This window comes from Streptomyces sp. CC53 (genome assembly GCF_001865245.1).
GTDB lineage: Bacteria > Actinomycetota > Actinomycetes > Streptomycetales > Streptomycetaceae > Streptomyces.
This window is the reverse complement of record NZ_MKXB01000106.1, coordinates 31975-45921: the sequence shown is the minus strand read 5'-3', so window position 1 is coordinate 45921 and position 13947 is coordinate 31975. Positions and strand designations below refer to the sequence as shown.

The window sequence follows — 13947 nt, the reverse complement described above, 5'->3', positions numbered from 1 at the left end:
ACTGGGCGGACCGGGGCGGACCGCCGTACGCTGGCCGACATGTCGACCCATGCGAAGCGTGAACGGCTCCTGCTGGCCGATCTGTTGGAGGCGGTCGGGCCGGACGCCCCGACCCTGTGCGACGGATGGACGGCCCGCGACCTCGCGGCCCACCTGGTGGTGCGGGAGCGGCGCCCGGACGCCGCGGCGGGGGTGCTGGTGGGGGCGCTGCGGGACCGGCTGGAGCGGGTGCAGGCGGAGTTCGCGGCGAAGCCGTACGAGGAGCTGGTGCAGCTGATCCGCAGCGGGCCGCCGCGGATGTCGCCGTTCTCGATCAAGCAGGTGGACGAGGGCGCGAACACGGCGGAGTTCTACGTGCACACGGAGGACGTGCGGCGGGCGCAGCCGGACTGGACGCCGCGCGAGCTGGACCCGGTGTTCGCGGACGCGCTGTGGGCCCGGCTGGAGAAGGGCGCCCGGCTCGCGGGCCGGCGCTGCCCGGTGGGCCTGGTCGTGCGCCGTCCGAACGGCCAGACGGCGGTGGCGCGCCGAGGTGCGCCCGTGGTCACGGTGACGGGTGAGCCGGGTGAGCTGGTGCTGTTCCTGTACGGGCGGCAGGAGGCGGCCCGGGTGGAGCTCGACGGCGACAAGGACGCGGTGGCGCGGGTCCTGGAAGCGGAACTGGGGATCTGAGCCGTGCGGATCGCGATGACCAACGTGTTCGTGGACGACGAGCAGAAGGCGCACGCCTTCTACACGGACGTGCTCGGCTTCGAGACGCGGGCGCACATCGATCTCGGCGAGGCCCTGTTCGTCACCGTCGGCGCGCCGGGCCAGGACGTGGAGCTGCTGCTGGAGCCGGGCGACAGCCCGGTCGCCCGCGCCTACACCAAGGGCCTGCGGGAGGCGGGCCTGCCGTGCATCGTCTTCGCGGTCGACGACCTGCGGGCGGAGTACGAGCGGCTGCGCGCGCTGGGGGTCGCCTTCACGCAGGAGCCCGTCGAGCAGGGCCCCGTGCTGACGGCCGTGCTGGACGACACGGTGGGCAACCTGGTCCAGCTGACGCAGCGCCTCGGCTGACCTCGGGCTCCGAGGCGCCCGCCGGCCGCACGGCGGCGCTCCCGGGCGCCGACGGTGGCCCCGCCGGACCCGGCGGGCCACCGCGGCCGGCAGGCGCTCCGCGACCCGGCTCGCCGGACCGGTCGTGCAGCGCAGCGGACCCCCGGGCCGGGTGCCCCGTCACGTGCAGAGGCCCGCTGTGGGCCTCGCGGCGCTTCCCCGGCCCGGCACGGGCGGTCGACGGGCCCCCGCGCACGCTCCCGTGCCCGGAGGGTGTGCTCAGCGGGCGCTGTCGCCTGCCGGACGTCGACGGGCGCCCGCGCACCTCGGCGGGGCGGCCGGCCTCCCCGCGCTCCCCGCCCGGCAGGGCGCTCAGCGGACCTGGTGGCCCGCCTCGCGGAGGGCGTCCTTCACCTGCGGGATGCGCAGGTCTCCGAAGTGGAACACCGACGCCGCCAGGACCGCGTCCGCGCCCGCCTCGATGGCGGGCGGGAAGTCCGCCAGTCGTCCCGCGCCGCCGGACGCGATCACCGGGACGCCGACGTGCCTGCGCACGGCGGCGATCATCTCGATGTCGTAGCCGTCCTTGGTGCCGTCGGCGTCCATGGAGTTCAGCAGGATCTCGCCGGCGCCCAGGTTCGCGGCGCGGTGGGCCCACTCGACGGCGTCCATGCCGGTGCCGCGGCGGCCGCCGTGGGTGGTGACCTCGAAGCCCGACGGGGTGCCGGGCGCCCGGCGGGCGTCGACCGACAGGACGAGGACCTGACGGCCGAAGCGCTCCGCGATCTCCCGGATCAGCTCGGGCCGGGCGATCGCCGCCGTGTTGACGCCGACCTTGTCCGCGCCCGCGCGCAGCAGCTTGTCGACGTCCTCGGCGCTGCGGACGCCGCCGCCGACCGTGAGCGGGATGAAGACCTGCTCCGCGGTGCGGCGCACCACGTCGTACGTGGTCTCCCGGTCGCCGGAGGAGGCGGTGATGTCGAGGAAGGTCAGCTCGTCGGCGCCTTCGGCGTCGTACAGCTTGGCCATCTCGACGGGGTCGCCGGCGTCGCGGAGGTTCTGGAAGTTGACGCCCTTGACGACACGGCCGTTGTCGACGTCCAGGCAGGGGATGACACGGACCGCGAGGCTCATGACGCGGCTCCTCCGTTCGTGCGGTAGGCCTCGACCTCGACCTCGACGAGCAGCCGGGAGTCGACGAAGCCGGAGACGATGAGCATCGAGGACGCGGGGCGGACGGCGTCGAACAGCTCCTTGTGGGCGCGGCCGACCTCCTCGACGTCCCGGGCGTGGGTGAGGTACATGCGGGTGCGCACCACGTCGGCCGGGCCGAGGCCGAGCTGCTCCAGCCCGGCGAAGGCGGCGCGGAAGGCGTTGAGGGCCTGCTCGTAGGGGCCGCCCTCGACGATCTGGCCGTTCACGACGGACGTGCAGCCGGCGACGAGCACCAGGCCGTTGGGCAGCTCCACCGCGCGGGAGTAGCCGAACTGCTCCTCCCAGGGGGCGCCGGTGACGACCTTCCGTACGGCGCCGGCCGTCATGCGGCCACCGCCGCCAGGGCCTCTTCCAGGGTGAACGCCTCGGCGTACAGCGCCTTGCCGACGATGGCGCCCTCGACGCCCAGCGGGACGAGGCCGGCGAGGGCGCGCAGGTCGTCCAGCGAGGAGACGCCACCGGAGGCCACGACGGGGCGGTCCGTGGCCGCGCAGACGTTCTTCAGCAGGTCCAGGTTGGGGCCCTGGAGGGTGCCGTCCTTGGCGATGTCGGTGACGACGTAGCGGGCGCAGCCCTCCTTGTCGAGGCGCGCCAGCGTCTCGTAGAGGTCCCCGCCGTCGCGGGTCCAGCCGCGGCCGCGCAGGGTGGTGCCCCGGACGTCGAGGCCGACGGCGATGCGGTCGCCGTGCTCGGCGATGACCTTGGCGACCCACTCCGGGGTCTCCAGGGCGGCGGTGCCGAGGTTGACGCGGGTGCAGCCGGTGGCGAGGGCGGCGGCCAGGGAGGCGTCGTCGCGGATGCCGCCGGACAGCTCGACCTTGAGGTCCATGGCGGCGGTGACCTCGGCGATGACGGCGCGGTTGTCGCCGGTGCCGAAGGCGGCGTCGAGGTCGACGAGGTGGAGCCATTCGGCGCCCGCGCGCTGCCACGTCAGCGCCGCCTCCAGCGGGGAGCCGTAGGACGTCTCCGTGCCGGACTCGCCGTGGACGAGCCGCACGGCCTGGCCGTAGCGGACGTCGACGGCGGGGAGGAGTTCGAGCTTGGTCATCTCAGCGGTCCTAGCGTCTGTCTGGAAGGAGTCGTCGGAGCGGGTCGCGGTCGTCGTCGGAGCGGGGGCGCGGGTCAGAGGGTGGCGAGCCAGTTGGTCAGCAGCCGGGCCCCCGCGTCGCCGGACTTCTCCGGGTGGAACTGGGTGGCCCACAGGGCGCCGTTCTCCACGGCGGCGACGAACCGCTCGCCGTGGGTGGACCAGGTGACCTTGGGGGCGCGCAGGGCGGGGTTGGCGGTCTCCAGGGTCCAGTCGGTCACGGCGTACGAGTGGACGAAGTAGAAGCGGGCGTCGGCGTCGAGTCCGGCGAACAGCTCGCTTTCCTCGGGGGCCTCGACGGTGTTCCAGCCCATGTGGGGCACGACGGGCGCCTTGAGGGGGCCGACGGTGCCGGGCCACTCGTCGAGGCCCTCGGTCTCCACGCCGTGCTCGACGCCCCGTTCGAAGAGGATCTGCATGCCGACGCAGATGCCCATGACGGGGCGGCCGCCGGCGAGCCTGCGGCCGACGATCCAGTCGCCGCGGGCCTCCTTGAGCCCGGCCATGCAGGCGGAGAACGCGCCGACGCCGGGCACGAGGAGCCCGTCGGCGTTCATGGCGCGGTCGTAGTCGCGGGTGATCTCGACGTCGGCGCCGACGCGCGCGAGGGCGCGCTCCGCCGAACGGACGTTGCCGAAGCCGTAGTCGAAGACGACGACCTTCTTCGCGGTCATGCGGTGCTCACTCCCAGAGTCCCTGGATCCGCAGGACGCCCGCGACCAGGCAGAGCACGGAGGCGCCTGCCAGGAGGCCGATGAGGCTCTTGGGCATCTTCTGCTTGGTGAAGGAGTACACGCCGCCGGCCAGGAAGAGGCCGACGACGATCAGGACGGCGGACAGTCCGGTCACGGTGTCCCCCCGTGCGCTCCCGTGGCAGCGGTGGCGCGCGGGGCGGGGGCGGTGCGGGCCGGGTGACGGGTGCCGGTGGTCACAGTGCGCCCTTCGTCGACGGCAGGATGCCGGCGGCGCGCGGGTCGCGCTCGGAGGCGTAGCGGAGGGCGCGGGCGAGGGCCTTGAACTGGCACTCCACGATGTGGTGGGCGTTGCGCCCGTACGGGACGTGGACGTGCAGCGCGATCTGGGCCTGGGCGACGAACGACTCCAGGATGTGCCGGGTCATCGTCGTGTCGTAGGCGCCGATCATCGGCGCCATGTTCTCGGGCTCACTGTGCACGAGGTAGGGGCGGCCGGAGAGGTCGACGGTGACCTGGGCGAGCGACTCGTCGAGCGGCACGGTGCAGTTGCCGAAGCGGTAGATGCCGACCTTGTCGCCGAGGGCCTGCTTGAAGGCTGCGCCGAGGGCGAGGGCGGTGTCCTCGATGGTGTGGTGCGAGTCGATGTGGAGGTCGCCGTCGGTCTTCACCGTGAGGTCGAACAGGCCGTGGCGGCCGAGCTGGTCCAGCATGTGGTCGTAGAAGCCGACGCCGGTGGAGACGTCGACCTTGCCGGTGCCGTCGAGGTCGATCTCGACGACGACGGCCGTCTCCTTGGTGGTGCGCTCGACCCGTCCTACGCGGCTCATGAGCTCTGCTCCTTCTTCAGTGCGCGAACCGCATCGAGGAACGCGTCGTTCTCTTCCGGCGTGCCGGCCGTGACCCGCAGCCATCCCGGTACGCCGTTGTCGCGGACGAGGACGCCCCGGCCGAGGATGCCGCGCCAGGCGGCCCGGGTGTCCTCGAACCGCCCGAACTGGACGAAGTTCGCGTCCGACTCCGTGACCTCGTAGCCGGTGGCGCGCAGCTCGGCGACCAGCCGGTCCCGCTCGGCCTTCAGCTGTTCGACGTACCCCAACAGGGTATCGGTGTGTTCGAGCGCGGCGAGTGCGGTGGCCTGGGTGACGGCGGACAGGTGGTACGGGAGGCGTACCAGCTGCACGGCCTCGACGACGGCCGGGTGGGCGGCGAGGTAGCCGAGGCGCAGTCCGGCGGCGCCGAACGCCTTGGACATGGTGCGGGAGACCACCAGGTGCGGGCGCTCGTCGATGAGCGGGAGCAGCGAGGGACGGTGGCTGAACTCCACGTACGCCTCGTCGACCACGACCAGGGACGGCTTGGCGGCCTGGGCGGCGTCGTACAGGGCGAGCACGGTGTCCGCGTCGACGGCGGTGCCCGTGGGGTTGTTGGGGGAGGTGATGAAGACCACGTCGGGACGGTGCCGGGCGATGGCCGCCGTGGCGGTGTCCGCGTCGATGCGGAAGTCCTCGCCGCGGGGGCCGGGGATCCAGCCCGTGCCGGTGCCGCGGGAGATGAGGGCGTGCATGGAGTACGAGGGCTCGAAGCCCATCGCGGCGCGGCCCGGCCCGCCGAACGCCTGGAGGAGCTGCTGGAGGACCTCGTTGGAGCCGTTGGCGGCCCAGACCTGGGCGGCGCCGACCTCGTACCCGGTGGTGCGGGTGAGGTAGCGGGCCAGTTCGGTGCGGAGTTCGACGGCGTCGCGGTCGGGGTAGCGGTTGAGGTGCCGGGCGGCTTCCCGCACGCGGTCGGCGATGCGCTCGACGAGCGGTTCCGGGAGGGGGTACGGGTTCTCGTTGGTGTTCAGCCGGACCGGCACGTCGAGCTGCGGGGCGCCGTAGGCGGACTTGCCGCGCAGTTCGTCGCGCAGGGGAAGGTCGTCGGCGCGGAGGGCGTCGTTCACTGCTGCGGCACCTTCCAGCCGAAGCGGGCCTTCATGGCGGCGCCGTGGGCCGGCAGGTCCTCGGCCTCGGCGAGGGTGACCACATGGTGGGCGACCTCGGCGAGGGCGTCGCGGGTGTAGTCGACGATGTGGACGCCGCGCAGGAAGGACTGCACGGACAGGCCCGAGGAGTGGCAGGCGCAGCCGCCGGTGGGCAGGACGTGGTTGGAGCCGGCGCAGTAGTCGCCGAGGGAGACCGGCGACCAGGGGCCCACGAAGATCGCGCCGGCGTTGCGGACGCGCTGGGCGACGGCGGCCGCGTCGGCGGTCTGGATCTCCAGGTGCTCGGCGCCGTACGCGTCGACCACGCGCAGGCCCTCGTCGAGGCCGTCGACGAGGACGATCGCGGACTGCTTGCCGCTCAGCGCGGGGACGATGCGGTCCTCGACGTGCTTGGTGGCGGCGATCTGCGGGGCCAGTTCCCGTTCCACGGCGTCGGCGAGCTCGACGGAGTCGGTGACGAGGACGGCCGCGGCGAGCGGGTCGTGCTCGGCCTGGCTGATCAGGTCGGCGGCGACGTGCACCGGGTCGGCGGTGGAGTCGGCGAGGACCGCGATCTCGGTGGGGCCGGCCTCGGTGTCGATGCCGATGCGGCCGGTGAAGTAGCGCTTCGCGGCGGCGACCCAGATGTTGCCGGGTCCGGTGACCATGTTGGCGGGGGCGCAGGTCTCGGTGCCGTACGCGAACATGGCGACGGCCTGGGCGCCGCCGACCGCGTAGACCTCGTCGACGCCGAGGAGGGCGCAGGCGGCGAGGATCGTGGGGTGCGGCAGTCCGTGGTGCTCCCGCTGCGGCGGGGAGGCGAGGGGGATGGACTCGACGCCGGCCTCCTGGGCCGGGGCGGGCTTCATGATCACGGACGAGGGGTAGACGGACCGGCCGCCCGGTGCGTAGAGGCCGACGCGCTCGACCGGCACCCACTTCTCGGTGACCGTGCCGCCGGGCACGACCTGCGTGGTGTGCGCGGAGCGGCGCTGGGCGCGGTGGACGGTCCGGGCGCGCCGGATGGACTCCTCCAGGCCGGCGCGGACGGCGGGGTCCAGCTCCTCCAGGGCGCGGGTCAGCGCGGCGGCCGGAACCCGCACCTGGTCCAGCTTCACGCCGTCGAACCGCTCGGCGTAGTCGATCAGCGCGGCGTCTCCCCGATGATGGACGGCCTCGCAGATGGGCCGCACCTTGTCCAGGGCGGCCTCGACGTCGAACTCGGCTCGGGGCAGCAGGTCGCGCAGGGCGCCGCCCTTCGGGAGGGCGTCACCGCGCAGATCGATTCGAGAGATCACGGGTCAATTCTCGCAGACCGCTTCGGCCGGCCGGCCTCCCGTATCACTGGCTGATACACGCCACACCACCCCCGGACTGTCACTGCTGACCGTTAGCGTTCACCTCGTCACTCAGCGGGAAGAACGGCTGTACGAATTCGGGGAAGCGAGGGGTGGCAGTGACCGAGCCGCACGACGCTCAGGGCGGGGAGCCGGCAGGGGACGGGCACGACGCCGAGGTGCCCGGCGACCTGACGGCGGTCGAGGCGGGGATGTGGCTGGCGTACCGGGTGGGCGCGTGGCACGACCTGCGCGCCGGCCATCCGGTGCTGGACGATCCGTTCTCGCCCCGGGTGTGGCCCGGGGAGCGGCGGGTGCGGGCGGAGGTGGTGGCGCGGCTGCTGCTGTCCGGGCCGACCGCCGCGGCGGGCCGGGTGCCCGCGCTGAAGCTGCGCGGCGTGCTGATCACCGGGACGCTGGACCTGGCGGGTGGCCAGATCGCGCCGTACGTGGAGCTCCGGGGCTGCCGGTTCGAGAACGAGGTGGTGCTGCCCGAGTCGCGGTTCACGACCCTGCGGATGGTGGGCTGCGCGATCCCCCGCGTGGAGGCGGCCAGACTGCACACGGAGGGCGATCTGCACCTGCCGCGCTGCCGGGTGGACCGGGGGGTGCGGCTGAGCGACGCGCAGATCGGCACGGACCTGCTGATCAGCCAGATCCACGTGGAGCCGGACCGGCGCGGGCAGGCGATCGTCGCGGACGGCCTGTCGGTGGCGCAGGACCTCCAGGCGGAACTGGTCGAGACGTACGGCGAGTTCAGCATGCGAGGCGCCAAGGTGGGCGGATCGCTGAGCCTGCGCGGGAGCCGCCTGCGGGGCGCCGAGGGGCGCCGCGCGCTGAACGCCCCGCAGCTGTCGGTGGAGCGGACGCTGTACATGACGTACGCGTGGGTGAGCGACTCGGTGGGCGGCCCCGGCGACTCGCTGGGCGGCACACCGCCGTACGGGCTCGGGGACGTGCACACGCCGATGCGGGGGACGCGGATGCGGCCCTTCGAGTGCCACGGCGGGGTGCGGCTGGACGACGGGAGGTTCCAGGACGCCGTGGACCTGCGGCACTCCCGGTTCCTGCTGTCCTCGGCCCGCAAGGAGGAGCTGTCGATGCGCCGGATCGTGACCCCGGAGCTGCGGTTCACCTGCGAGCGGCCCGAGGAGGGGCGGGTGGTGCTCAACGGCGCGAAGGTGGTGACGCTGGTCGACCAGGCGGCGAGCTGGCCGGGCCCGGGCGGCCTCGCGCTGCACGGGTTCGTGTACGAGAACCTCGTGCCGTATGGGCCGTTCCCGCTGACCCGCCGCCTGGAGTGGGTGGCGGCGGCCACCCCGGAGTACTCCCCCGAGCCGTACGAGCGGCTCGCGGCCGTGCTGCGGGCCACCGGCGAGGACGCCGACGCCCGGGAGGTGCTGCTCGCCAAGCAGCGGCGGCGGCGCGAGACCCTGCCGCTGGGCGCGAAGCTGTGGGGGTACGTGCAGGACCTGGCCGTCGCGTACGGCTACCGGCCGGGCCGGGCGGCGGTGTGGATGGCGGTCCTGTGGGCGGCGGGGGCGCTGGCGTTCTCCCGGTACGACCCGGTGCCGATCAAGGACGACGAGGCCCCGCACTGGAACGCGGCGCTGTACGCCCTGGACCTGCTGGTGCCGGTGATCAACCTGGGGCAGGAGGGGTACTGGCAACTGACGGAGCCGTGGCAGTGGATGTCGACCGCCCTGATCCTCATCGGCTGGGTGCTGGCCACGACCGTGGCGGCGGGCGCGTCCCGCCTGCTGCGGCGCAGCTGAGCGTCGCCCTGCGGCCCGGCCGCCCCGGCGGGGGCGGGCGCCCGGCAGGGGCCGCCCCCGCCGGAGCGCGGCCAGGTAGTCCACCGGCCGGGCGGCCGGGGCGGGGCCCGACGCAGGCCGGGCACGCGGTCGGCGGCCGGGCGTCCCGGGCCCCACGGCCCGAGCGGGGCTGCCGACCGGCAGCAGGCAGCACGGGCGTCGGTCGCCCAAGGGTGCGGGCGCCCCGGTACAGCAGGTTCCGGGCGGGCGCGCCCGGCCTACGGCTGCCGCGTGTACGGGCGCCCGGCGTACGGGGCCCGGGGCGGTGTGGCGTACGAGTGCCGGGCGTGCGGGTTCCGGCTCCCCACCCGGCTCCCACCAAAGCTTCACAGCACGGCCCTGGCGCACCCCCCACCTGCGGCTTTCAATGGGCGGCACCATGTCTCTGCTGCGTTCCCTGCTGAGCCGTCCGCGTCCGGTCCGCCACGCCGCGCCGCCCGCGGACGAGCCGTCCGCGTCCGGGCTGGCACCGGACGACGCGGTGCTGCTGGACGTGCCGGACGAGCGGCTCGGTCCGGCGCTGGTGGCGGCCGCCCGCGGTGACCACGCCCCGGCCGCCGCACTCATGGCGGCGACGCGACGGTCCGCGGACTGGGAGGCCCGCGACCGGTACGCCCTGCGGTTCGCGCTCTTCGCGCGCAGCCGCGACTCCTGGCTGACCCGCTGGCTCACCCAGGTGCCGGACGACCCCGACGCGCTGCTGCTGTCCGCCCAGCTGTCGGTGCACCGGGCCTGGCGGTCGCCCGCACGGGCGGAGCGGCTCCGCGAACTGGAGCCGGCGATCCGCACGGCCGCGGAGGCCGCGCCCCACGACCCGGTGCCGTGGCGCCTGGCACTGGACCACGCGCGCGGGGCACGCACCCCGCACCAGGTGTTCGCCGCGCTGTGGGAGCAGGCGCTGCGCCGGTCGGCCCACCACTACGGATGCCACCTGGCGGCGCTCACCTACCTGTCGGCCCGCTGGTACGGCTCGCACCGGGTGTGCTTCGACTTCGCCGAGCAGGCCGCGCTCGACGCCCGCCCCGACTCGCCGGTCCAGACGCTGCCGCTGCGCGCGGCGCTCGCGCAGCTGACCGCCGGAGGACCCGGCACCGTGGCCGGCGCGCGCAGCGATGCGGCGGCCGACCGTGCCGCCGCGTTCTGCGCCCGCCGCCGGCCGGGCGACCCGGCGGCCGCGGAGGCCCGGAACACCCTCGCGTACGTGCTGGTCGCACGCGGGCGGTGGTCGGCTGCACTGGAGCAGTTCCGGCTCACCGGGCCGTACGCGACGTCCTTCCCGTGGTCGCTCGGTGGCGGCGGCGACCCGCTGGGCCGCTTCCTGGACGCCCGGGAGCTGACGCGCCGCGCGGCCGCCGCGGAGGCGGGCGCGGCTCCGGTCCTGGTGCCCTGCACGGCGGGAGGGGGAGCGGTGCGCGGACGGGCCGGACGCGGCGGGGCGGTCGGCCATTAGGCTTGACCGCTGTGACCACCGCTTCCCTGCCCCTCTTTCCGCTGAACGCGGTGCTGTTCCCGGGCCTCGTCCTGCCGTTGAACGTCTTCGAGGAGCGGTACCGCGCGATGATGCGCGAGCTGCTGACCATCGACGAGTCGCAGCCGCGCCGCTTCGCCGTCGTCTCGATCCGCGACGGGCACGAGGTCGCACGGACCGCACCGGGCATGCCGGACCCGACCGCCCTGCCGGAGAAGGGCCCCGCCGCGGGCTTCGGGCCCGATCCCGCCGCCGCGTTCCACCGCGTGGGGTGCGTCGCGGACGCGGCGAGCATCCGGGAGCGGGAGGACGGCAGCTTCGAGGTGCTGGCGACCGGTACGACCCGGGTCCGGCTGCTGTCGGTGGACGCGGGCGGCCCGTTCCTCAAGGCGGAACTGGAGGAACTGCCGGAGCGCCGCGGGGAGGGGGCGGGGGCGCTGGCCGAAGGCGTGCTGCGGGCGTTCCGCGCCTACCAGAAGCGGCTGGCCGGCGCGCGGGAGCGGTCCCTGGCGGCGGCCGAGCTGCCCGACGAGCCGTCGGTGGTGTCGTACCTGGTGGCCGCCGCGTCCGTGCTGGACACGTCGGCCAAGCAGCGGCTGCTGGAGGCCCCGGACACGGCGACCCGGCTGCGTGAGGAGCTGCGGATGCTGCGGTCGGAGACGGCGCTGCTGCGCCACCTGCCGTCGCTGCCCGCGGTGGACCTGACCCAGACCCCGACCAGCCCCAACTGACGGGCGGTCGGGGGCGTACGAGAGAAGAGGGGAACGCGAGGCGTTGGCGAAGAAGGCGAAGAAGCAGGCGAACGGCACCCCGGCGACGGTGGCGCTGACGGCGGCGGGCACACCGTTCACGGTGCACGCGTACGACCATGATCCGGCGTCCCCGTCCTACGGCGAGGAGGCGGCCGAGGCTCTGGGGGTGTCCCCGGACCGGGTGTTCAAGACGCTGGTCGCGGACGTGGACGGCACGCTGACCGTCGCGGTGGTGCCGGTGGCGGGGCAGCTCGACCTGAAGGCGCTCGCGGCGGCGGTGGGCGGCAAGCGCGCGGCGATGGCCGATCCCGCTGCCGCCGAACGCACCACGGGTTACGTCCGGGGCGGCATCTCGCCCCTGGGCCAGCGCAGGAGGCTGCCGACGGTGCTGGACGCCTCGGCGTCGCACCACGAGACGATCTGTGTGTCGGCGGGCCGCCGCGGGCTGGAGGTCGAGCTGTCCCCCCGTGACCTGGCCGACCTCACGGACGCGGTCGTCGCCCCGATCGGCCGCGGCTAGCCGGCCAGCCGGGCCGGTGGTCGCCCCGGCTCGCGCAACCGAGCTGCCCCGCCGCGCACCGGCCGGGCCGCAGCCGCGGAGCCACCCCGCCGCACGGGCGGTCCGGATCCGCCCCACGGCACGCCCCGCGAAGGCGCATGGGACTGGTGCTCTCCTGGCAGCCGGCGCACTTCTCCGCGGGCCCTCACACCGCGTCACGCGCCGCGGAGGCGGCCTGCCGGTCCGGGCCGCCCGGGCGGAGTGCACGCGGCGGGGTCGGGGCCCGCACGGGGGAGCCGGTCTGCCCGGTCGCGGCCGGCGCCGCGGAACCCTCCCACCGGGCCGGGTCCGCGGCGTCGTGCCGGCGCTCACCGCACGGCCGCATCGGGGGCTCAGGCGCCGGGGCCGCCCTGCGGCGGCTCGTACCGTGGCGGAGCCTGCGGCGGGGCGGGCAGCCCCGGCTCCCACACCGCTTCGGGTTCGCGGGGGGCGAAGAGCGCCGTGAGGGCCAGATGGACGAACATCGCGGCGACCGGCCAGACCAGCAGCGCCCCGAACGCGCGGAGTTCCAGCGGCGCGTCGAACGTGACTCCCTCGCCGACCTCCTTGGCGTGGGCCACCACGTCGTGCGTCGGGCCGAGCAGCGTCCCGGTGCCCCAGCCGAGCACCGATCCCAGCAGGCCGCCCAGCGCGAGCCCGACGACCACGGACACGCCGCCCTCCCGCCGCAGCAGGTACACCACGGCCGCGCTGACCGCCCCGAACGCGACCGCCAGCAGCACGAAGGTGCCGTCGGCGCCGACCGCGCCCTCCCCTTCCGTCTCCTTCAGCAGCACCGCCGAGCCGTCCGACACCAGGGGGATGCGCGGGGCGAGCCACAGCCACAGCAGGCCGAGCAGGATGCCGGGGACCGCCACCGCGAGCAGCACCAGGGCCCCGCGCCGCACCTCGCCGGCCACGTCCGGTGCCGTCGGCTCGGCCTCGCCGTACACGGAGGGGTACGGCGGCACGGGGTGGCGCGGCGGCCATCCGGTAGGGCCGCCGGGCGCGGGCTGCTGCGGCCGGTGCGGGTGGTCCGGTACGTCGTGGGGCACGTTCTCACTCGATGGCTGGTGGGATGGGGTCAAGGGTGGGGTCACCCTGTCATCGTGCCAGGTGCCGTCGGGGGCCGCCGCGCCTACCGGCGGCTCCCCGCCGCCCCTGTCGTCTCACCGGACGGCGGCCCTGCGGTACGCCCACGTGGCGAGCGCCAGCGACACGACGCCGACGGCCGCGCAGACGGACAGGTCCGCGGCGACGGCCGCCCAGTCCGGGCGCGCGTCGAAGCTGCGGGCCAGCGCCTCCACGCCGTACGTCGAGGGCAGCAGGTCACGCGCCCAGCCGATCGGACCGGGCAGCCGCTCGGCCGGCAGGACCCCGAGGAGCAGGGCCGCCGACATGCCGAGCTGCCCCAGCAGGGTGGCCAGCTCCTGGCGGGGGGCGAGCAGCCCGAGCGCCGCGCCGAGCCCGGAGAGCGCGGCACCCGCCAGCGGCACCACGGCGGCCAGCACCCACAGGTGCGTGAGCGGCAGCCCGAAGAGCAGGGAGCCGGCGACCGCCGTGACGGCCGTGCCGGGCACCGTGAAGGAGGCGTAGGCGCCCGCGGCGCCGAGCACGACGGCGGCGGGCGGCACCGGCAGGGTGGCGTAGTGGTCCAGGCCGCCGCTCGCGCGGAGCTGCCCGAAGTACTGGGCGAGCAGGTTCAGCGCCACGAACGCCACGACGAGGACGGACGAGCCGGCGACGACGGCGCGGGCCTCGCTGCCGCCGTCGACGACTCCGCGCATCAGGACCATGATCCCGACGGACTGGAAGGTGGCGACGAACAGCAGCGGGATCCTGGCCACCCGGGCCCGGGACAGCTGGGCGCGATAGACGGCGGCGAGTGCGGGCAGCAGCCGGGCGCGCGGGGCCAGCGGCGCGGCCCGGTCCTCGGGTGCCGCGGCGGCCTGTGCGGGCACGGCACTCGTCGACAGCGCCTCCGCGGGCAGAGTGCTCACCGTTCGCTGCTCCCGTCGTTGTCGCCGGCCTGCCGGGCGGGGT

16 protein-coding genes are annotated in these 13947 nt (G+C 75.1%); 6 read left to right on the top strand and 10 right to left on the bottom strand.

Going from position 1 to position 13947, the window contains the following annotated elements:
• The first annotated feature begins 39 nt into the window (after nt 1-39).
• Complete coding sequence (locus BJP40_RS10350; protein ID WP_071268581.1) at nt 40-672, top strand: TIGR03085 family metal-binding protein; 633 nt, start codon at nt 40-42, stop codon at nt 670-672.
• 15 nt (nt 673-687) lie between these two features.
• Nucleotides 688-1059 carry a VOC family protein gene (locus tag BJP40_RS10345; RefSeq protein WP_071268587.1) on the top strand — a complete coding sequence of 124 codons (372 nt, stop codon included), beginning with the start codon at nt 688-690 and terminating at the stop codon, nt 1057-1059.
• A 351-nt stretch (nt 1060-1410) separates the two neighbouring features.
• Here the strand turns inward: BJP40_RS10345 and hisF are convergent, their stop codons facing one another.
• The 8 genes from hisF to hisD all read right to left on the bottom strand — a co-directional run bounded on the left by hisF (nt 1411) and on the right by hisD (nt 7293).
• A complete protein-coding gene (gene hisF / locus BJP40_RS10340; RefSeq protein ID WP_071280114.1) occupies nt 1411-2172 on the bottom strand; it encodes an imidazole glycerol phosphate synthase subunit HisF in 762 nt (253 codons plus the stop codon).
• Entirely contained in the window at nt 2169-2579 is a 411-nt protein-coding gene (locus tag BJP40_RS10335; protein ID WP_071280113.1) for a RidA family protein, read from the bottom strand. Before BJP40_RS10335 ends, hisF begins: the two co-directional genes overlap by 4 nt.
• Entirely contained in the window at nt 2576-3301 is a 726-nt protein-coding gene (priA, locus tag BJP40_RS10330; RefSeq protein WP_071268584.1) for a bifunctional 1-(5-phosphoribosyl)-5-((5-phosphoribosylamino)methylideneamino)imidazole-4-carboxamide isomerase/phosphoribosylanthranilate isomerase PriA, read from the bottom strand. The genes BJP40_RS10335 and priA overlap by 4 nt, the downstream gene beginning before the upstream one ends.
• Before the next feature lie 74 nt (nt 3302-3375).
• Complete coding sequence (hisH, locus tag BJP40_RS10325) at nt 3376-4014, bottom strand: imidazole glycerol phosphate synthase subunit HisH (protein ID WP_071280112.1); 639 nt, start codon at nt 4012-4014, stop codon at nt 3376-3378.
• Between the two features lie 7 nt (nt 4015-4021).
• Complete coding sequence (locus BJP40_RS34160; protein ID WP_175499907.1) at nt 4022-4189, bottom strand: hypothetical protein; 168 nt, start codon at nt 4187-4189, stop codon at nt 4022-4024.
• A 79-nt stretch (nt 4190-4268) separates the two neighbouring features.
• A complete protein-coding gene (gene hisB / locus BJP40_RS10320) occupies nt 4269-4862 on the bottom strand; it encodes an imidazoleglycerol-phosphate dehydratase HisB (RefSeq protein WP_071280111.1) in 594 nt (197 codons plus the stop codon).
• A complete protein-coding gene (locus tag BJP40_RS10315) occupies nt 4859-5974 on the bottom strand; it encodes a histidinol-phosphate transaminase (protein WP_071280110.1) in 1116 nt (371 codons plus the stop codon). Before BJP40_RS10315 ends, hisB begins: the two co-directional genes overlap by 4 nt.
• The gene (hisD, locus tag BJP40_RS10310) at nt 5971-7293 is read right to left on the bottom strand and encodes a histidinol dehydrogenase (RefSeq protein WP_071280109.1); all 1323 of its coding nucleotides are present in this window, start codon (nt 7291-7293) and stop codon (nt 5971-5973) included. The genes BJP40_RS10315 and hisD overlap by 4 nt, the downstream gene beginning before the upstream one ends.
• Before the next feature lie 251 nt (nt 7294-7544).
• Between hisD and BJP40_RS10305 the strand changes: the two genes are divergently transcribed.
• The 4 genes from BJP40_RS10305 (at nt 7545) to ybaK (ending at nt 11886) form a co-directional block, all read left to right on the top strand.
• Nucleotides 7545-9107, top strand: a complete 1563-nt coding sequence (locus BJP40_RS10305; protein WP_071269651.1) for an oxidoreductase — start codon at nt 7545-7547, stop codon at nt 9105-9107.
• Nucleotides 9108-9525: 418 nt separating this feature from the next.
• Nucleotides 9526-10596, top strand: a complete 1071-nt coding sequence (locus BJP40_RS10300; protein ID WP_071280138.1) for a hypothetical protein — start codon at nt 9526-9528, stop codon at nt 10594-10596.
• Nucleotides 10597-10607: 11 nt separating this feature from the next.
• Complete coding sequence (locus tag BJP40_RS10295; RefSeq protein WP_071269043.1) at nt 10608-11345, top strand: LON peptidase substrate-binding domain-containing protein; 738 nt, start codon at nt 10608-10610, stop codon at nt 11343-11345.
• Nucleotides 11346-11388: 43 nt separating this feature from the next.
• Nucleotides 11389-11886 carry a Cys-tRNA(Pro) deacylase gene (gene ybaK / locus BJP40_RS10290; protein ID WP_071269044.1) on the top strand — a complete coding sequence of 166 codons (498 nt, stop codon included), beginning with the start codon at nt 11389-11391 and terminating at the stop codon, nt 11884-11886.
• Between the two features lie 371 nt (nt 11887-12257).
• Here ybaK and BJP40_RS10280 read toward each other — a convergent pair whose 3' ends face one another.
• Together BJP40_RS10280 and BJP40_RS10275 are read right to left on the bottom strand one after the other, a co-directional pair.
• Nucleotides 12258-12959, bottom strand: coding sequence for a DUF2567 domain-containing protein (locus BJP40_RS10280; protein ID WP_226962694.1), 702 nt, complete (start codon nt 12957-12959; stop codon nt 12258-12260).
• 114 nt (nt 12960-13073) lie between these two features.
• Nucleotides 13074-13904 carry an ABC transporter permease gene (locus tag BJP40_RS10275; RefSeq protein WP_071269045.1) on the bottom strand — a complete coding sequence of 277 codons (831 nt, stop codon included), beginning with the start codon at nt 13902-13904 and terminating at the stop codon, nt 13074-13076.
• Nucleotides 13905-13947 lie beyond the last annotated feature (43 nt).